The organism is Zestomonas ipomoeae (assembly GCF_057128665.1).
The window spans coordinates 1-19,259 of the sequence record NZ_JBSKHQ010000029.1 but is presented as its reverse complement, the minus strand read 5'-3'; the positions used below and the strand labels follow the sequence as shown (position 1 = coordinate 19,259).

General features: G+C 60.6%; 16 protein-coding genes and 2 pseudogenes. 7 read left to right on the top strand and 11 right to left on the bottom strand.

Annotated features, from left to right (window positions below; translation table 11 throughout):
* Positions 1 to 79: 79 nt before the first annotated feature.
* The 11 genes and pseudogenes from ACWKV7_RS22470 to ACWKV7_RS22420 form a co-directional block, all read right to left on the bottom strand.
* The gene (locus ACWKV7_RS22470) at positions 80 to 616 is read right to left on the bottom strand and encodes an REP-associated tyrosine transposase (RefSeq protein ID WP_483859934.1); all 537 of its coding nucleotides are present in this window, start codon (positions 614 to 616) and stop codon (positions 80 to 82) included.
* Between the two features lie 90 nt (positions 617 to 706).
* Complete coding sequence (locus tag ACWKV7_RS22465; protein WP_483859933.1) at positions 707 to 1,336, bottom strand: hypothetical protein; 630 nt, start codon at positions 1,334 to 1,336, stop codon at positions 707 to 709.
* A gap of 61 nt (positions 1,337 to 1,397) precedes the next feature.
* Positions 1,398 to 1,874 carry a hypothetical protein gene (locus ACWKV7_RS22460; RefSeq protein WP_483859932.1) on the bottom strand — a complete coding sequence of 159 codons (477 nt, stop codon included), beginning with the start codon at positions 1,872 to 1,874 and terminating at the stop codon, positions 1,398 to 1,400.
* A 76-nt stretch (positions 1,875 to 1,950) separates the two neighbouring features.
* A complete protein-coding gene (locus ACWKV7_RS22455) occupies positions 1,951 to 2,643 on the bottom strand; it encodes a hypothetical protein (protein ID WP_483859931.1) in 693 nt (230 codons plus the stop codon).
* Between the two features lie 231 nt (positions 2,644 to 2,874).
* Positions 2,875 to 3,009 (bottom strand): annotated as a pseudogene (locus ACWKV7_RS22450) (REP-associated tyrosine transposase); the annotation flags it as partial.
* Positions 3,010 to 3,061: 52 nt separating this feature from the next.
* A complete protein-coding gene (locus ACWKV7_RS22445; RefSeq protein ID WP_483859930.1) occupies positions 3,062 to 3,823 on the bottom strand; it encodes a hypothetical protein in 762 nt (253 codons plus the stop codon).
* A 305-nt stretch (positions 3,824 to 4,128) separates the two neighbouring features.
* Positions 4,129 to 4,521 carry a hypothetical protein gene (locus ACWKV7_RS22440; protein ID WP_483859929.1) on the bottom strand — a complete coding sequence of 131 codons (393 nt, stop codon included), beginning with the start codon at positions 4,519 to 4,521 and terminating at the stop codon, positions 4,129 to 4,131.
* A 43-nt stretch (positions 4,522 to 4,564) separates the two neighbouring features.
* Positions 4,565 to 4,639: pseudogene (locus ACWKV7_RS22435) on the bottom strand (REP-associated tyrosine transposase); the annotation flags it as partial.
* Positions 4,640 to 4,808: 169 nt separating this feature from the next.
* Positions 4,809 to 6,233, bottom strand: coding sequence for a hypothetical protein (locus tag ACWKV7_RS22430; RefSeq protein WP_483859928.1), 1,425 nt, complete (start codon positions 6,231 to 6,233; stop codon positions 4,809 to 4,811).
* 107 nt (positions 6,234 to 6,340) lie between these two features.
* The gene (locus ACWKV7_RS22425; RefSeq protein ID WP_483859927.1) at positions 6,341 to 7,591 is read right to left on the bottom strand and encodes a ribonucleotide-diphosphate reductase subunit beta; all 1,251 of its coding nucleotides are present in this window, start codon (positions 7,589 to 7,591) and stop codon (positions 6,341 to 6,343) included.
* A 361-nt stretch (positions 7,592 to 7,952) separates the two neighbouring features.
* Positions 7,953 to 10,856, bottom strand: a complete 2,904-nt coding sequence (locus ACWKV7_RS22420; protein ID WP_483859926.1) for a ribonucleoside-diphosphate reductase subunit alpha — start codon at positions 10,854 to 10,856, stop codon at positions 7,953 to 7,955.
* 912 nt (positions 10,857 to 11,768) lie between these two features.
* On the opposite strand from ACWKV7_RS22420, the gene ACWKV7_RS22415 reads away from it, so the two are divergent.
* From ACWKV7_RS22415 to ACWKV7_RS22385, 7 genes are all read left to right on the top strand, one after another.
* Positions 11,769 to 12,485, top strand: coding sequence for a response regulator (locus ACWKV7_RS22415; RefSeq protein ID WP_483859925.1), 717 nt, complete (start codon positions 11,769 to 11,771; stop codon positions 12,483 to 12,485).
* A gap of 67 nt (positions 12,486 to 12,552) precedes the next feature.
* Positions 12,553 to 14,166 (top strand): ATP-binding protein, encoded by a 1,614-nt coding sequence (locus tag ACWKV7_RS22410; protein WP_483859924.1) that lies wholly within the window; start codon positions 12,553 to 12,555, stop codon positions 14,164 to 14,166.
* Positions 14,167 to 14,276: 110 nt separating this feature from the next.
* Positions 14,277 to 14,843: a sigma-70 family RNA polymerase sigma factor gene (locus ACWKV7_RS22405; protein ID WP_483859923.1), complete on the top strand. Its 567-nt coding sequence runs from the start codon at positions 14,277 to 14,279 to the stop codon at positions 14,841 to 14,843.
* Between the two features lie 46 nt (positions 14,844 to 14,889).
* Positions 14,890 to 16,557 carry a multidrug ABC transporter permease/ATP-binding protein gene (locus tag ACWKV7_RS22400; protein ID WP_483859922.1) on the top strand — a complete coding sequence of 556 codons (1,668 nt, stop codon included), beginning with the start codon at positions 14,890 to 14,892 and terminating at the stop codon, positions 16,555 to 16,557.
* Between the two features lie 130 nt (positions 16,558 to 16,687).
* Entirely contained in the window at positions 16,688 to 16,891 is a 204-nt protein-coding gene (locus ACWKV7_RS22395; RefSeq protein ID WP_483859921.1) for an MbtH family protein, read from the top strand.
* Positions 16,891 to 17,616: a thioesterase II family protein gene (locus ACWKV7_RS22390; protein WP_483859920.1), complete on the top strand. Its 726-nt coding sequence runs from the start codon at positions 16,891 to 16,893 to the stop codon at positions 17,614 to 17,616. Before ACWKV7_RS22395 ends, ACWKV7_RS22390 begins: the two co-directional genes overlap by 1 nt.
* Before the next feature lie 24 nt (positions 17,617 to 17,640).
* A partial coding sequence (locus ACWKV7_RS22385; protein ID WP_483859919.1) for a condensation domain-containing protein occupies positions 17,641 to 19,259 on the top strand: 1,619 nt, incomplete at its 3' end.

Sequence of the window (19,259 nt, the reverse complement as noted above, 5' to 3'; positions counted from 1 at the left end):
TCGAATAGCGCCAGTGCTCCGCCGGCTCCACTGATCATTCCCACGCTCCGCGTGGGAATGCAGCCGGTGACGCTCCGCGTCACGATTCCCAGCGATCCACCTCGATCAACCCCTCCACCCCGGCATAACTCCGCGCACTCGAATAGCGCCAGTGCTCCGCCCGGTCCACATAACCCCGCTTCACCGGATTGAGGTGGATGTAGTCGAGCTTCTGCCTCATCACCACCTCGCTGCAAACCAACTCGGCATGGCAGCCCTCCTGCCAGAGCTGATAAACCCGGTCGACCTTGTGAGCACGCTTGGCAAAACGCAGCCGCTGCAATACCCGCTCGGCGCCTGTGCTTTCCAGATGGTCGATGATCCGCCGCGCCGTATAGGACTTGAACGCGCTGACTCGCTTGCCCAACTCCGGCGCCTGGGCCACGAAGTGCAAGTGGTTCTCCAGCACCACATAGCCATACAGGCGCAGCCCCTGATTTGCCCGCTGGTAGCGCCAGCAATCGAGCAGGATGTCCACCAGGGCAGGGCGGGTGAACAGCGGCAGCCATTCCATCACCGTGCAGGTAAGGAAGTGAGGCAGGTCCGATTCGGTAATGACGTAGCGGCTACGACCCATTGAAGCTCCTCCTTGAACTCGGCGAAGGGGACGCGGAGCGTCCCGGGCGGCATTCCCATACGAAGCGTGGGAACGATCAATGGGCTATTGCTATTGCGGCTCGGCCAGAAAGGGGGCAACGCTACCGAACGGATAGCTGCGCATTCCAACTTGGATTCGTGGCGCACTGGCCGGCACGCTGCTGCCAACAACCATGACGTTATCAATCAGGACCAACTCTCCTGGGTTGCGGTTGTCTGCCGCGACGATCAGGTAATACGTGCCGTCGCGATCGACCTGGCCAGCCAGATCCTGATCTATGACGCCTACGACGCCGCGTATTTGGCCAAAGCCTTGACCAACCACCTTTGATTCGTCGTTCAGCAAGATCAAATAAGGAGCCAGCACGTACTTGCTAAAACCGAGGCAGCCATTCACACACCAGGAATTCACCTTGATCAGAAAGGGCTTGCCGGCTTTGAGGTCTACCGAAAATACCCGGTAGTTCGATGGAACCCCATTGATCAATAAACGAGGCTCCTGTGCTGTAATTTTCCACTGCTTAGGGCGCCAGCCAGGCGCAATCTGCATGGGCTGAACGGAGGCGTTGCGAAGCGCCTCGGCGGGTGTTTTGGCCAGCGGTGTGGTGGCATTGATGACTTGCTCTTGATACAGACGCTGTGGGTTGGCGCTACAGGCTGTAAGGCCAAGGCAAAGGCTCAATATAAAAATGACACGCATGACTCTTTCTCCGGAGAGAGTGAAACTGTCTCTTTTTGTAGTGGGTCCGGGCTGATCACCGTCAATAATACAAGTCTTCTGCTGCATGCTTTCTCTGCCGCGTTAGCGCAAAAAGAGATAAGCCCAGCAGCAAGAGGATTGCAGTTGTACAACCCGCAAAGATTCTGGCATCTGTGCCGCTGGCTTCGTAAGTGGCTTGCGTCATTTTTATTGATGGTGACAAGGTGGAATAGATGACAGGGATCGTGTCATTGGTCGAGTACGAGGTGGGGTCTTGCTGCTTGTTTTGAGTGTAGCTTTCCGTGAACGATATCCCATCAGCGTTATAGCTATAAGTGATTATGTTTAGATCAGGATTTGGCGTGTTCTGTATTTTGGTGATGTTTGCGTGTGTCTGCTGATTGCCGAGCATCATGAAGACGGAGGTGGCACCATGGTTGCTCAGGAGGGCGAGAATGGCGAGGGGGATGATCGCTATCAGCGAGAGTGTCGATAGCGTAGTGAGAAAGTCTCTTTTTTCTTCCCGTGGGTAGTGCATTTTTTAGAAGGCTCTCTGTGTGTAGTCTTGGCTGAGAGGATAAATCCGCTCCATAATTTCAGGTGCGGGTTATTGGTCATTGTCTCAATAGGTGTCGTTTTGCGTAGTGACACTGGTTAAGAGATAATGCTTTCTCGTAAAGTTGCCGCCTTTGTTCGCGACCATTGCCCATGCTGGTTCGTGTTGCTTGAAGAATATAGATTTCTGCGAGAAAGTCGTCCATTGAGCCCCACTGATATTGCATGCCCTTCGGTGGATTCTTCCTGCATTGGAGATAAACAGAGGGTTGAGGGTAGGCGTTTTCATATTGGGTCATCTGAGCAATTGCTTGCTCTAAGAGTTTTTCGTAGTGAGGGTTCGGCTCATAACCGATACATCTAGCGGCGAGGTGCACGGCGGCCGGTGCAAATGCTTGCTCTGCGCTATTGTTGAGTAGTTGGCACGCTTCTTCTTCATGATTTGGGAAAGCATCGTACATCAAGGCGAGGCGATATTGTGCCTTTGCCGAACCGAGTTGGCTTGCTTCGTCGAGTTTCTGCACGGCGGGTGCAATAGCCCGCCCGTAGCGGTCGGACAATAGCAGAAGATTAGTCTGATCCTTATCGCCTATGGCTGCCTCGATCTGACGCATAATCGGTTCCGCCTGCTGAAGAGTCTCAACGGCTTGGGCGTAAAGCGCCTCGGATTTTTCCTGCTCTGAAGTGTTTGCTGAAGCGTATGATATAGCCGTAAAAATAAATGCTATAAGAAGCGCTCGCTGCATCGCCATATATGTGGTTCCGGAAAGTATAGTTTTGATAAAGTGCGGGGGCTGCAAATAATTACGTCCTTTTTTTACAAGTAAGCCGGGGCGGCGTTTGGCCTTGGTAAGGTGGCCGAGCCATGGTGGATAAGCTTCGCGTTATCCACCCTACGGATCCACAATTTGGTGCCGGACGGTAAGACTGCGTAGGGTGGATGACGCTTTTCTCATCCACCGTCGTGTGGTTATCCGGGCTACTTGCTGGTAGCGCCAGCAGTCGAGCAGGATGCCCACCAGGGCAGGGCGGGTGAACAGCGGCAGCCACTCCATCACCGTGCAGGTCAGGAAGTGAGGCTGGTCCGCTTCGGTGATGACGTAGCGGCTACGACCCATTGAAGTTCCTCCATGAACTCGGCGAAGGGGACGCGGAGCGTCCCAGGCGCTCCTACGCGATTTGTGGAGTTTTTGCTGACTGGTCTTTGCAGCGCTCAAGCTCGATAAAGGAAAATTTAATTTCGTGAATTGAGTATTTGATGGATTTAAATATTGCCTCGGTAGCTCGTTTGTAGCTTGTTGTTATCCAGAGAGAAAGTATTGTTACGATGATTGCTGTGGTTAGAAAATTCATATTTTCTTGAAGGATTTTTTGTATGTCCAAGTCATTGGATTTCACTGTTAGGCTGTTCATCTGTGTGAGGAGGAAAATTGCGAAGGCCCAGCAAGTTCCGATGAGTATCCTAAAGCTCTTTACGCGCTCTGTTGTGCGGTTTTCGATGATTTCTAGATTTTCCTCGATAAGGTCGACTTTTTCCTTGCTATCCATCCCTTTGCTGGTGATTATCTTTGAAATTCCAATGACTTCGCTTGTTTTTAGGTCGCTAAATGTATATGTACTTGGGGCTGCAAACATGACAAGTAATATGGGGGTGTACATCAGAAAAAGTGTTGAAACTTGAATATTTTCTGTGGGTAGGCCGCTGTTCCTGAGGACATAACTCCCGATTAGCATAAAGGCCAATGCCATAAATGCCCACTTCGAAAATGGCCTAAAAACGTCGGTGGCCCCTAGGAAAAGAAGTTTTATAGGTGCAAAGAGCTGTCTGTGTATCCAGCGTATAGTGCGGTTTTTTATGCTTGTTCTGAGGATGTAATCTTCGGTGTCCTCAACGATCTCTTTGGTTATTTCATATAGCGTTTTGCCGTGCATGGCGTTTTCCTTCCTGGGCTTGTTGGCGAAAACTGGAGTTCTTCCCCACTTTTCTTTCGGGCTATCGTTGCTACGAACCCGCATTTGCTGATTTGGCGTAGGGTGGATGACGATTTTTTATCCACCGTTTGGGCTGCCGATATCTAGGCTACTTGCTGTTGAGTAGGGCATGGAACGTCTTGGGCGGGGTTCCCATGCAGAGCGTGGGAACGATCAAATAACTCTATCCCCTTTTTCACACTTTCACATTATTATTCCTGCGTCGAGGTGTCCGTGTGGAAACGATTGGTAAATTCTCCTCATTGTTAAAGGCCGCTCTGACTCTTAGAGTGGAGTTTTCCATCGACGAATGAAATCACCATGTAAACATATGATTCGGTTCCCCATGTATAAGTCTTGACGCGTCCCGCTAGGGCGCTTTCCGTGCCGGGAGTTTTGACTATGTCTAGCACTTCCTGATAGGTCATTCCGTTATTTATAGCTTGGAATTGCTCCATGGAAATGTTGGGCTTATTTTTTCTAATGCTATCGGGGTCGATATTTAGTCCGCCATAGTTGACTGTATTTCCATCGCCTTTTATGTTGGGGCTATTGGCGCCGCTTGTTACCTGTTCGCCATTGCTAGTGAATAAACTTATGCATGCTGCACTTGCACCAATAATAGTCGCGAAAAGTGCCGCGATTTTAAGATGTTTCATTTACACTCCTTGGCTAGATACTCAGGAAAGTGGTAGTTGGTGCTAAGGATTCCATCACCGTGCAGGTAAGGAAGTTAGGTTGGTCCGGCTCGGTGATGACGTAGCGGCTACGACCCATTGAAGTTCCTCCATGAACTCGGCGAATGGGACGCGGAGCATCCCGGGCGGCATTGCCACGCGGAGCGTGGGAACGATCAACATAAATCAGTCTCTTTACGGTCAATTCCGCGCCCCGGACGGTAAGACTGCATAGGGTGGATGACGCTTTTCTCATCCACCGTTCGTGCTTAATCTATGAGTTCATCAAATTTTCTCTTAAGCAGCGGAAAACTATATGGGTGTGAAGAGTCTCTTTCTTTTATAAGTTCAATGATTTCCTCGTCAGATAGAGTGATTATAAAGCCTCGTTGGTCATTAGCCGTGTCTTTGCATCTGAGTTTTAATAGGTCTGGGTTTTTACATTTTCTGTAAACGATAATTCCAAATTTGCCGCGAGATGGGCTGAATCTTCCGGATAGCTGGTCTATCTCTGGGTTGCTCAAATCATCATCGTAGTTCTTGCATTCAATAAAGACTTTGCCGGCTGGGTAATGCTGTGCCAGCCATGAAAAGAAGCCGTTTTTAGCGCTATTAGTGTATTCGATATCAACTCGCTTCCTTCCGCTGTGTATAGGTTTCTCTCTTTTAGGGTGGCTAAGGCAAGGATAGAATAGCGCTGTAAGAGTTCTTTCTATTAGGTTTTCATAGTCGTGGGCTGCGTTGCGGCCTGCTAGTATTGCTAAAAATTCTATTTGTACTTGGTTCCAGTCTAAGTTTGGCGTTTTTGTTATTTCTGCAATGTCTGCGTGGTCAAGTGCAGGAGTTGGGGTCTGAGCTTTGTCTTTTTTGTAGTTTTCGAAAGCGTTTCTGTGGTTTAAGCTATGTGTTTCAATGGCTTTTTTATTGTCCCCATATTTTTTTCGAAGATCCTTCTTCGTGACTCTTGGTGATCCATCCTTCAAATAGTGCACAAGAGTCGTAGCTCGGCTGAGCTCGTCGCGCTGCATGTCTTCTAGTAGGTAATGCCTGTAGTATTCGGAGGAACTGTATGAAATGTTGTATCTGCAGATTATTTTTGGAACAAGAATGACTTTGCCATCTCTTGTCATGGGGAGTTGTGTGAAATATTGCGTCCACTTTTCGCCATCCCATACTGGCCCTGATTTTATACTTGGAGTTAAGGGGATGTTGTGGAGGTTGCACATTTCCTGTGTGTATTCTATTAGAGGGCCGCGAATAATATTACAGATGGCGTCGGAGATCATATCGCTGCCTATGCCATCAATTACCAGGCAGGTATCTTCAAGGTCTTGTAGTAAGCCGCTTTTCGACGCTTTGCTTTGTGATATTGCTAGTCCGAGCTTGTGAGCGCTGTGTGCTCCAAATCCATGTCCTCTGGCTTTTCCTTTTGATAGTCCGAGATGGAACTCGTTACTTTCTGATAGTCGTGATATTAGGTTTACGGCGTCGTTTAGATTGCCATTTGATATTTCTTTAAGAACCGTATCGAAAAAGGTTTGCATCAGAGATTGGGCGATGTGGCCGAACTCTGAATCCAGCTGTTTAAGTCCGGTTGGGTCTATAAAGGCCGCTATGTCTGTATCAAGAGGGATATCTAGAAAGTCTAGGTATGGTTGTTCGAGATTGAGTTGAAAGAACTGTGAAAACCTCATAGTGCTCTCCATAAAAAGCCCCGCACTAGGCGGGGCTTTTTATTCAAGTTTCAACCCCAACATCCATGGCAGGTGTAGGGCCAATCTACTATGATATCAACGGGCCATCAATCCCAACTCAAAGCCCCACCCGTCTGATACTCAATAACCCGCGTCTCGAAGAAGTTCTTCTCCTTCTTCAGGTCCATGATTTCGCTCATCCACGGGAAGGGGTTGGTAGTACCTGGGTACTCTTCCTTCAGGCCGATCTGGGTCAGGCGGCGGTTGGCGATGAATTTGAGGTAGTCCTCCATCATCGCGGCGTTCATGCCGAGTACGCCGCGGGGCATGGTGTCGCGGGCGTATTCGATTTCCAGTTGGGTGCCCTGGAGGATCATCTGGGTCGCTTCGTCTTTCATGGCGGCGTCCCACAGGTGCGGGTTTTCGATCTTGATCTGGTTGATCACGTCGATGCCGAAGTTCAGGTGCATGGACTCGTCGCGCAGGATGTATTGGAACTGCTCGGCGGTGCCGGTCATCTTGTTGCGGCGGCCCATGGAGAGGATCTGGGTGAAGCCGCAGTAGAAGAAGATGCCTTCCAGTACGCAGTAGTAGGCGATGAGGTTTCGCAGGAATTCCTTGTCGGTCTCGACGGTGCCGGTCTGGAAGGTCGGGTCGGAGATCGAGCGGGTGTACTTGAGGCCCCAGGAGGCCTTTTTCGCGACGCTGGGGATCTCGTGGTACATGTTGAAGATTTCGCCTTCGTCCATGCCCAGGGATTCGATGCAGTACTGGTAGGCGTGGGTGTGGATCGCTTCTTCGAAGGCCTGGCGCAGGATGTACTGGCGGCACTCGGGGTTGGTGATCAGGCGGTAGACGGCCAGTACCAGGTTGTTGGCGACCAGGCTGTCGGCGGTGGAGAAGAAGCCGAGGTTGCGCTTGACGATGCGGCGTTCGTCTTCGGTGAGGCCGTCCTTGCTCTTCCACAGGGCAATGTCGGCGTTCATGTTCACTTCCTGGGGCATCCAGTGGTTGGCGCAGCCATCCAGGTATTTCTGCCAGGCCCAGTCGTACTTGAAGGGCACGAGCTGGTTGAGGTCGGCGCGGGCGTTGATCATGCGCTTCTCGTCGACGCGCACGCGGGCCGATTCGCCTTCCAGTTCGTTGAGGCCTTCCTGGATGTCCAGTTCGTTCAGTGCGGCCTTGGCGCGGGCCACGGCGGCGGAGTCGTTGGCGTCCACGGCGCGGGCTTCGTGGGCGGCGGCATCACCGACGCTATCGAGCTTTTCGATGCTCAGTTCGGCGTTGGCCTGGGCGGTGGCGGGCTTGGTGGCGGTAGCGCCTTCTTCGGGTTTGTCGAATTCGTCCCAGCTCAGCATGACGGCTTCTCCTGAGTGAGGACCGGGCAGGGCCGGTCTGAAAATGTGAATGCTTTTGGGTGGTGCACGCAAAAGCGGAATTCTTATTGGGGAGGGATTTTTGTCCGGCTGGAGGACGTCCCCTCACCCTAGCCCTCTCCCAGGGGGAGAGGGGATGCCGCGCTGGGGCGCGGCGGTATTACGGTGTATGGCTTGGGTCTGGAGCTGGAGTTCGGCTCGGTTCCCTCACCCTAGCCCTCTCCCAGGGGGAGAGGGGACACCGCGCTGGGGCGCGGCGGACAGCTTGGAGGCCGGAGCTGGTGTTCGGCTCGGCCCCTCACCCTGACCCTCTCCCGGAGGGAGAGGGGATGGCGCGCAGCTCTTATTGGCAGGCCTCGCAGTCCGGGTTGTCGATGCTGCAGGCCAGCGGCACCGGGGCCGGCTTCGGCTCGGCGGCTGGGGCCGGGGTGGCTTGCAGCCCTTCGGTGTTGCCACCGCTGGACACGGCGTTGAGCTTGCCGGTGTTGATGGTGGACTTCTCGGTGCTGGTGGCGGCCAGGGCACGGAGGTAGTAGGTGGTTTTCAGGCCACGGTACCAGGCCATGCGGTAGGTCACGTCGAGCTTCTTGCCCGAGGCGCCGGCGATGTAGAGGTTCAGCGACTGGGCCTGGTCGATCCACTTCTGGCGGCGGCTGGCGGCGTCGACGATCCACTTGGTTTCCACTTCGAAGGCGGTGGCGTACAGGTCCTTGAGGTCCTGCGGGATGCGCTCGATCTGCTGCACGGAGCCGTCGTAGTACTTGAGGTCGTTGACCATGACCGGGTCCCACAGGCCGCGGGCCTTGAGGTCGCGCACCAGGTAGGGGTTGATCACGGTGAACTCGCCGGAGAGGTTCGACTTCACGTACAGGTTCTGGTAGGTCGGCTCGATGGACTGCGACACGCCAGTGATGTTGGCGATGGTCGCGGTCGGTGCGATGGCCATGATGTTGGAGTTGCGGATGCCTTTCTGCACGCGCTCGCGCACCGGCGCCCAGTTGAGGGACTCGGTGAGGTCGACGTCGATGTACTTCTGGCCGCGCTGCTCGATGAGGATCTGCTGGGAGTCCAGCGGCAGGATGCCCTTGCTCCACAGCGAGCCCTGGAAGGTTTCGTAGGCGCCGCGCTCGTCGGCCAGGTCGCAGGAGGCCTGGATGGCGTAGTAGCTGATGGCTTCCATGGACTTGTCGGCGAACTCGATGGCGGCATCGGAGCCGTAGGGAATGTGCTGCAGGTACAGCGCATCCTGGAAGCCCATGATGCCCAGGCCGACCGGGCGGTGCTTGAAGTTGGAGTTGCGTGCCTGCGGGACCGAGTAGTAGTTGATGTCGATGACGTTATCGAGCATGCGTACCGCGGTCTTGACGGTCTTCTCCAGCTTGGCGAGGTCCAGCTTGCCGTCCACGATGTGGTTGACCAGGTTCACCGAACCCAGGTTGCACACGGCGATCTCGTCCTTGTTGGTGTTCAGGGTGATCTCGGTGCAGAGGTTGGAGCTGTGCACCACGCCCACGTGCTGCTGCGGGCTGCGCAGGTTGCACGGGTCCTTGAAGGTCAGCCACGGGTGGCCGGTCTCGAACAGCATGGAGAGCATCTTGCGCCACAGGTCCTTGGCGGCGATGGTCTTGTGCAGCTTGATCTTGCCGTAGCCGGCCATGGCTTCGTAGTACTCGTAGCGCTCTTCGAAGGCCTTGCCGGTGAGGTCGTGCAGGTCGGGCACGTCGGACGGGCTGAACAGGGTCCATTGGCCGTCGTCGAACACGCGCTTCATGAACAGGTCGGGAATCCAGTTCGCGGTGTTCATGTCATGGGTGCGGCGGCGGTCGTCACCGGTGTTCTTGCGCAGCTCGATGAATTCCTCGATGTCCATGTGCCAGGTTTCCAGGTAGGCACAGACCGCGCCCTTGCGCTTGCCGCCCTGGTTGACCGCCACGGCGGTGTCGTTGACCACCTTGAGGAAGGGCACGACGCCTTGGGATTTGCCGTTGGTGCCCTTGATGTAGGAGCCCAGGGCGCGCACCGGGGTCCAGTCGTTGCCCAGGCCGCCGGCGAATTTGGACAGCATGGCGTTGTCGTGGATGGCGCTGTAGATGCCCGAGAGGTCGTCCGGCACGGTGGTCAGGTAGCAGGAGGACAGCTGCGGGCGCAGGGTGCCGGCGTTGAACAGCGTCGGGGTGGACGACATGTAGTCGAACGAGGAGAGCAGGTTGTAGAACTCGATGGCGCGCTCTTCGCGGTTCTTCGGCTCTTCGATGGCCAGGCCCATGGCCACGCGCATGAAGAAGATCTGCGGCAGCTCGAAACGCACGCCGTCCTTGTGGATGAAGTAGCGGTCGTAGAGGGTCTGCAGGCCGAGGTAGGTGAACTGCTGGTCGCGCTCGTGGTTGATCGCGGCACCCAGCTTGGCCAGGTCGTAGTCCTTGAGCTTGCTGTCGATCAGCTCGAACTCGGAGCCCTTCTCGACATAGACCGGCAGGGCCTTGGCGTAGAGGTCGGCCATTTCGTGGTGGGTGGCCGATTCGGCGACGCCGAGGAAGCCCAGGGCTTCGGCGCGCAGGGTGTCCATCAGCAGGCGGGCGGTGACGTAGGAGTAGTTCGGCTCGCGCTCCACCAGGGTGCGGGCGGTCATCACCAGGGCGGTGTTGACGTCCTTCTCGTTGACGCCGTCGTAGAGGTTCTTCAGGGTCTCGCGCTCGATCAGCGCGCCATCGACCTCGGCCAGGCCTTCGCAGGCTTCGGTGATGATGGTGTTCAGGCGGCCCATGTCCAGCGGCTGCAGGCTGCCGTCGGCCTTGGTGATGCGAATGCTCGGGTGCGGCTGGGCGATTTCGTTGTCGGCGGTGGAGCGCTTGCGCTCCTGGGCGCGGGCTTCGCGGTAGATCACGTAGTCGCGGGCGACTTTCTGCTCGCCGGCGCGCATCAGGGCCAGTTCGACCTGGTCCTGGATTTCTTCGATGTGGATGGTGCCGCCGGACGGCATGCGGCGCTTGAAGGTGGCGGTGACCTGCTCGGTCAGCCGGCGCACGGTATCGTGGATGCGCGACGAGGCGGCGGCGGTGCCGCCCTCCACTGCGAGGAACGCCTTGGTGATGGCGACGGTGATCTTGTCATCGGTATAGGGGACGACGGTGCCGTTGCGCTTGATCACGCGCAGCTGGCCCGGTGCGGTGGCGGCCAGATCCTGAGTGGAATCGGTGGCCTGCGGCGCAACGGCCTGCGGGTTCTCGCGAGTGGTGTCGGTGTGCATGGGGGACTCCATGTTTCTATAGATATTTTGTTGGGGCACTTACCGTGCCGACCTTCGTTTTCATTGCTAACGCTCCATGCGGGCACTCCGGCCATGCATGAAACACCTCGATTGAAGCGAAAGAGCGGACTTCGAGTGCCTCCCTGGCTGGTTGGTCGTGACGGCGTTTTGCCACAACCACAACCCCTAGTGTCTGGCCCTTGACAGCGCCATACGTTTTCTGAGCCGTTGCGATAAGGCGCATCCAGCTCAGCGACGGCCGAAAAACGCGCCGGGGGTTGAAAATCTATTGCACGTGATATGCCAAAAGGCCCTTGCAAGAGGGCCTTTCGTTTGATCTCAGCGTAGAGCGTTTTCTTGGCTTTACCACCACATATAGGGGTAAATCGCGTTGGCGATACAAGATAGTGTTTGAAGCGGGAGATGGCAAGGCGGCCGGCCTGTGGATAAACCTGTGGGTTACCTTTGCGTAACTGCCTGCAGACGGCGCCACTCCAAGCTCCGTCGAGAGGCGACCATTCGTCGTGGTTTTTTATTTTTGGGCCAATTTCAAATGGTTGGCTCGAACACTACATATAGTGGTTGACGACGGTGGTGCGGCATGGCTGTGCTGCCTCGCCCACGGCCAGGTCCACGGGCCTGGGTTCCGGCGCTGCGGCTGGAGGCAACGAGAGGGCGGGGCGCTGCTTCGCGCTGGTCCGCCAGTCCGTCGAGATACCGGCGAACGCAGTGAGCCACGTGCGATTGGTGCGAAGCGATTCGTCGCAAGCAACAGGGCCTGGAAGTCGGTACCTGGCCTTCGTTGGCGCCGGCTTTCGCTTCGCTCACTGCCGGGCCGTGTCTGCGGGCAGCCCTTTGGCCTCGGTCGTTGCTACAATGCCGGCCGCTTTCATTGGTCCGCTAGGAGACACCGTGGAGCAAGAAGTCTGGCAAATCCTCATCGTCGAAGACGACCAGCGTCTGGCCGAGCTGACGCGGGAGTATCTGGAAAGCAACGGCTTGAAGGTGGCCATCGAGGCCGACGGTGCGCGGGCCGCCGAGCGCATCGTGCGCGAGCAGCCGGACCTGGTGGTGCTCGACCTGATGCTGCCCGGCGAGGATGGCCTGTCCATCTGTCGCAAGGTGCGCGGCCGCTACGATGGACCGATCCTGATGCTCACCGCGCGCACCGACGACATGGACCAGGTGCTCGGCCTGGAAATGGGGGCCGACGACTACGTGTGCAAGCCGGTGCGTCCACGCGTGCTGCTGGCCCGCATCCGTGCGCTGCTGCGCCGCAGCGACGGTGCCGCGACCGAAGTGGCCGGCGATTCCCCGCGGCGCCTGGAGTTCGGCCCGCTGGTGATCGACAACGCCATGCGCGAGGCCTGGCTCAAGGGCGAGAGCATCGAACTGACCAGCGCCGAGTTCGACCTGCTCTGGCTGCTGGCCGCCAATGCCGGGCGCATCCTTTCCCGCGAGGAAATCTTCAACGCCCTGCGCGGCATCGAGTACGACGGTCAGGACCGTTCCATCGACGTGCGCATCTCGCGCATCCGGCCGAAGATCGGCGACGACCCGATGCATCCCCGCTTGATCAAGACGGTGCGCAGCAAGGGCTACCTGTTCGTGCGCGAGACGGCCGAGTAATCAGCGCCGTGACTCCGGTGCTTGCCGCGCGGCCTGGCGACTCCACTATGCCTCGGCGGAGCCGACGATGAATTCGATCTTCCTGCGCATCTACGGCGGCATGCTCGCCGTGCTGGTCCTGGTGGCGGTGCTGGGCGTGGCGGCGCTGCACCTGGTCAACCAGGTGCGCTCGGACCAGTACCGCGAACGCCTGGCCAGCGGCACCTTCCGCCTGATGGGCGACAACTTGCAGCCGATGGTGGATGTCGAGCGGCGCCGGGCGCTGGTGCAGTGGAGTCGCCTGCTGGGCATTCCGCTGGAAATCCATGCGCTGGAGGGCGAGAAGCTCGACGGCGGCGCGCGCAAGCGTCTGCTGCGTGGCCAGGTCCTGGTGGAGCAGACCGGCCCTCACTCGGCGCGGGTCTACAGCCTGGTCAGTGCCGAGGAGCAGTCGGTGCTGACTGGCGAGGTGCAGCAGATCAGCGAGCAGTTGGCCCGGGCCACCGTCTATCTCCTGAGTGACGAGCTGGTGCGCTTTCCCGAAGCGGAGCAGCCCGAGCGCCTGGCCGACCTGAAGCGCGACAAGCGCTTCGGGTTCGAGCTGCGCCTGGTGACCCTGGACGAGGCCGACCTGGATGGCGACCAGCGGCGCCGGGTCGATGAGGGCGACACGGTGATGGCGCTGGGCAAGGGCGGCGATTCGATCCGCGTGTTCGCTGGCATCGTCGGTACCGACTGGGTGCTGGAAATCGGCCCGATGTACCAGATGAATCCCTATCCGCCCGAGCTGCTGGTGCTGATCGGTCTGCTCGGCCTGTCCCTGATCGGCCTGGTGGTCTACCTGCTGGTGCGGCAGCTTGAGCAACGCCTGCGCGGGCTGGAGGCGGCAGCCACCGGTATCGCCCTGGGCAGTCTGGAGGCGCGGGTGCCGGCCGGCGGTGCCGATTCGGTGGGGCGCCTGGCGGCGGCGTTCAACGAGATGGCCGAGCACCTGCAGCAACTGCTCTCGGTGCAGCGCGAGATGGTGCGTGCGGTGTCCCACGAGCTGCGCACGCCCGTGGCGCGGCTGCGCTTCGGCCTGGAAATGATCGAAGCTGCCGAGACGCCGGAGGCGCGGCGCAAGTACCTGGATGGCATGGACAGCGATATCCAGGACCTCGACCGCCTGGTGGACGAGATGCTGGTCTATGCGCGCCTGGAGCAGGGCGCACCGGCGCTGAACTTCCAGGAGGTCGACCTGGATGCGCTGGTCGACCAGGTGATCGCCGAGCTGGCGCCGCTGCGTGCCAGCGTGCGCGTGGAGCGCGGGCGCATGCAGGCGGCGCCGGCGGATGGCAGCACCCTGGTGGAGGCGGAGCCGCGCTACCTGCACCGCGCCTTGCAGAACCTGGTGACCAACGCCATGCGCCACGCCGAAACGCGGGTGCGCATCACCTACCGCATCGGCCACATGCGCTGTCGGCTGGATGTGGAGGATGACGGCCCGGGCGTGCCGGAAAGCGCCTGGGAGCGCATCTTCACGCCGTTCCTGCGGCTCGACGACAGCCGTACCCGTGCCTCCGGCGGCCACGGGCTGGGGTTGTCCATCGTGCGCCGCATCATCTACTGGCACAGCGGGCGCGCCTTGGTCGGCGATAGCGAAAGCCTGGGCGGTGCCCGTTTCAGCCTGGTATGGCCGCGCCAGCAGGGCGATAAGGCATAGCGCCATCATCAAACCCTTGCGCTAGAGCGGGTGCCTGACGTTTTAAAGGGTTGTATTGATAATTATTATCATTAATATGTGCATCCTGACATCCGCCAGGAAGGCCGACCATGGGCGCTTTTCATCGCCACTGCAGTGTTCCCCCTTTCTCCCCAAGTGCGCCGCGCGAGGCGTTGCACGCTGAACTCGAAGGGCTCTATGACAGCCATCGCGTTGCGCTGGTGCAGTCGGCCTGCGCCATGCTCGGCTGCCCGGCGCGGGCCGAGGACGTGGTGCAGGATGCCTTTCTCAAGCTCTGGGAAAGCGGCGAGCAACGGGTCATCGACGATGCGTTGAAATACCTGTTCCGCACCGTGCGCAACCTGTGCATCGACCGCCTGCGCCGGTTGGCCCTCGAAGGCCGTCACCAGGTGGAGGATGCCCAGCTCGACGAGCTGCCCGCGCCGACGCCGTCGCCGGAGCGCAGCGCGCTGGGCCGGCTGGACTGGCAGCGCATGATCGAGGCCCTCGGCGAGCTGCCACCGCGCACCCGCGAGGCGTTCACCATGAGTCAGCTGGAGGGCTACAGCCAGCGTGAGGTGGCCAGCCACCTGAGCGCGTCGCCCACGCTCGTGCACTTCATGGTGCGCGACGCCCTGGGCCATTGCCGCTCGCAGCTGGGCGAGCTGCCGACTTGATCCCTGTCCGGCGAAGCCCGGCTTCGCCCTTGAACGGAAACCGAACATGAAGTTGTTGCGCCTGTTGTTCCTCGACCACCGCCTGTCCCTGATCGGCGTGCTGCTGCTCAGCCTCTGCAGCGCCTTGCTGAGCATCGGGGTGATCGCCTTCATCAACCTGCGGCTGATTGCCGTCGACGGCCTGCTGGTCGATGCGCTGGCGCAGTTCGCCGGGTTGCTGCTGCTGTTGCTGCTCTGTGCCGGTGCAGCCCAGGTGTCGCTGCACCGGCTGGGGCATCGCTTCGTCTATCGCCTGCGTCGCAGCGTGGTGAAGCGCGTGCTGGATACCGACATCCAGCGCCTGGAGCAGATCGGCGGACCGCGCATCCTCGCCAGCCTGTCCAGCGATATCCGCAATATCACCATCGCCTTCGTGCATCTGCCGGAGATGGTCTACGGCCTGGTGCTGAGTCTCGCGGCCTTCGCCTACCTGGCCTGGCTGTCGCCGCCGCTGTTCGCCGTGACCCTGGCTTGGCTGGGCTTCACCCTGGCGGTAGGCTGGGTGTTCGTCGGTCGGGTCAATCATCACATCCGCCTGCTGCGCGAAGCCGAGGACCGGCTCTACCAGGACTACCAGGCGGTGATCGACGGGCGCAAGGAGCTGGCGCTGAACCGCGACCGCGCGCGGCGGCTGTACGAGGAAGAGTTCGATGCCAACGCGGAGGCCTACCGTGCCCACGTCACCCGCGCCGACATCTACAACGGCCTGGCCGGCAACTGGGCCAACATCATGGTGCTCGGCACCATCGGCCTGGTTTTCTATTTCGCCAACGGCCAGGGTTGGGCCAGCTCGGCGGTGGCGGCGACCTTCGCCCTGACCGTGCTGTTCCTGCGCACGCCGATGGTGGCGGCGGTCGGCTCGCTGCCGAGCATGCTGGCGGCGCGGGTTGCCCTGGACACGCTCGATGCGCTGGACCTGGCGCCCCTGCGCGACGCCTTCGAGCGGCCGCCGGCGCTGGCCGGCGATTGGCGAAGGCTGGAGTTGCGCGGCGTGGTCTATCGCTATCCGGGCGAGGGCGACGAGGCCGGCTTCGACGTTGGCCCGCTGGACTTGACCCTGGCGCGCGGCGAGCTGTTGTTCCTGGTCGGCGGCAACGGCAGCGGCAAGTCGACCCTGGCGCGGCTGCTCACTGGCCTGTACCGGCCGGTGGCGGGGCAGGTGCTGCTCGATGGACGCCTGATCGGCGAGGGCGACTGGCCGGCCTATCGGCGCCTGTTCTCCAGCGTGTTCACCGATTTCCACCTGTTCGCCCGGCTGCTCGGCGTGGACGGCGCGGAGGTCGAGCCGGCCGCGACCGATCACTGGCTGCAGCGCCTGCACCTGGCCCATAAGGTGCGCCACGGCGACGGCCGTCTGCGCGACACGCGCTATTCCCAGGGCCAACGTAAGCGCCTGGCATTGCTGCTGGCGATGCTCGAAGGACGCGACATCCTGGTACTCGACGAGTGGGCGGCGGACCAGGACCCGGTGTTCCGCCGGCTGTTCTACCGCGAACTGCTGCCGCAACTGAAGGCGGCCGGCAAGACGGTGCTGGCCATCACCCACGACGACCATTACTTCGACCAGGCCGACCGCCTGCTGAAGATGGACGGCGGCCAGTTGCTGGAATTGATCGGCGACGACCGCCACCGCGCCAGCCAGGATGCGGTACGGGAGATCGCCAACCCGATGTAGCGCAGCCGGACCGAAGGATCGCCTGTGTGGGCGAGGGCGTTCTACGCCTCGGGCTAAGGGTTAAATGAAAATTATTTACATCGCCAAGCGTCTTTAGTGGCGAGTCATCCGCGTAACGAGAGGAATCGACATGAGCCTGGACAGTCCGGACACCCAGTTCCTGGTGGTGGTCAACGACGAAGAGCAATACGCCATCTGGCCGGAGTACCGCCCGGTGCCCGCCGGCTGGCGTGATGCCGGGGTGCGCGGCGATCGGCAGACCTGCCTGGCGCACATCGCCGAGGTCTGGACCGACATGCGCCCGCGCAGCCTGCGCGAGGCCATGGAGGCCTGATGCAGCTGTTCTGCCTGGCCCACGCCGGCGCCAGCGCCATGCCCTATGCGCGCTGGCGGCCGCTGCTGCCGCGCTGGCTGGAGGTCTGCCCGCTGGAGCTGCCGGGGCGCGGAGCGCGCGGCGACGAGCCACTGCAGCGCGACTTCGAGCGGGCCATCGACGATCTGCTGGCCGCCTGGCGTGCCGAGTGCCAGGGGCCCTATCTGCTCTGGGGGCATAGCCTTGGCGGCCTGCTGGCCTTCGAGCTGGCGCACCGGCTCCATGCCGAGCGCCGCCGACCGCCGTTGGCGTTGTTCGTGTCCGCCTCGCGCGCGCCCAGCCGGCGGGCCCTGGCGCCGCGCCTGGCGGCCAGCAGCGAAGGCGAGCTGATCGCAGCGCTGGATGGCCTCTGCGAACTGCCACGCGAGGTGCTGGGTGACCCGGCGTTTCGCCAGGAGTGCCTGCCGGTGCTGCGGGCCGACTTCGCCCTGGCGGAGAGCTACCGCTACCGGCGTCGTGGACCCTTGCCGTGCGAACTGCACGTGCTCGGCGCCCGGCAGGACAGCCTCGACGAAGAGGAGCTGCGCCCCTGGCGCCGCGAGACCCGCGCCGATTTCCATCTGCACTGGCTGGAGGGTGACCATTTCTATCTGCGCCCCCAGGAAACCGACGTGCTGCAACTGATTGAACTGCATGCCTTACGGCTGTGGCGCGCCGACGCGCTGCCCACGCCCCTGGGTGCCTGACCGATTGTCCCGGAGGTGTCACCGATGAACGCCCACTCCACCCCCCTGGCCGCCGCCGCACTGAACTGGACGCCGCTGTCCTATGCCCAGCAGCGCCTGTGGTTCTTCAGCCGGCTGGCGCCGCAGAGCAGTGCCTACAACCTCGGCGGGTTGCTCTGGCTGGATGGGGCGCTGGATCGGGACGCGCTGGTCGCCGCGCTGGACCAGGTGCTGGTCCGCCACGACACCCTGCGCACGGTGTTCGCCGAGCGCGACGGCGTGCCCATGCAGGCACAGCTGCCCTGCTGCGCGATGCCGCTGGAGGAGGCGGACCTGTCCCGGTTGCCGGCGCAGGAGTTGGAGCAGGAGGTGCGGCGGCGCGGCCGGGCGTTCGTCGAGCGGCCCTATGACCTGGGCAGCGGGCCGCAGATGCGCGCCGCGCTCTATCGGCTGGGTGCCCAGCGCTATGCGCTGCTGATCGGCATGCACCACATCGTTTCCGATGCCTGGTCGGTGCGGGTGCTGATCGAGGAACTGGCCGAGAGTTACCGGGCGCACCAGCAGGGCCGCGAGCCCGTGCTCGGTACGCTGGCGCAGTCCTACAGCGACTATGCGGCGAGCCAGCGCGACTGGGCGGCTAGCGAGCAAGGGCGACGCCAGCTGGAGTTCTGGACTCGCACCCTGGGCAGCGAACAACCCTCGCCGAACCTCGCGGACGATTTCCCGCGCCAGCCCAGGGCCGACCGCGACGCGGCCTATCGCACCCTGCAGCTGGAGGAGGACCTGGTGGCGCGCCTGCGGGCGCTGGGCGGTTCCGCCGGCTGTACCTTGTTCGGCGTGCTGCTGGCGGCATTGCAACTGCAACTGGCGCGGATCTCCGCCCAACGCGAAGTGCGCATCGGCGTACCGGTGGCTGGGCGCGGCAAGGGCCGCGAGCGGCTGATCGGTTTCTTCGTCAATACCCTGGTGCTGGCCGGGCAGCCGCAGGCCCGGTTCAGCGTGCGCGAATGGCTGGTGCAGACCAAGGCCAGCCTGGGCCCGGCCCTGGCTCACCAGGGCACGCCGCTGGAGCAACTGGTGGAGGCCCTGGCGCCGAGCCGCAGCCTGGGCCAGCAGCCGCTGTTCCAGGTGGCCTTCAACTACCGTCACCAGCACCCGCTGCCGCTCGACTGGCTGCCGGGGTGCACGGTGCGCCTGGACGAGTTGCCGGCCAGTCGTATTCCCTTCGATCTGGCGCTGGACGCGGTGCGCGATGACGGCGATCGGCTGAGCATCACCTTCGCCTACGCCGCCGACCTGTTCGCCGAGCGCAGCATCGAGCGCTTGATGCAAGGCTTCCGGCAACTGCTGCGGGCCTTCGTCGAGCAGCCTGACGCGCCGCTGGCGACCTTGCGCCTGCTCACCGACACCGAGCGCGGCCAGCTGGAGCAGTGGAACCACCCCCGCGAACAGCACGACGACTCGCGCCTGTTCCCCGCGCTGTTCGCCGAACAGGCGGCCCTTCGCCCGGATGCCATCGCTCTGGTGCATGGCGCCGAGCGGCTGAGCTACGCCGAGCTTGAGGCCCGCGCCAATCAGTTGGCCCACCTGCTGATCGCCCAGGGCGTGAAGGCCGAAAGCCGGGTCGGGGTATCCCTGGAGCGCGGCACCGGCATGCTGGTGGC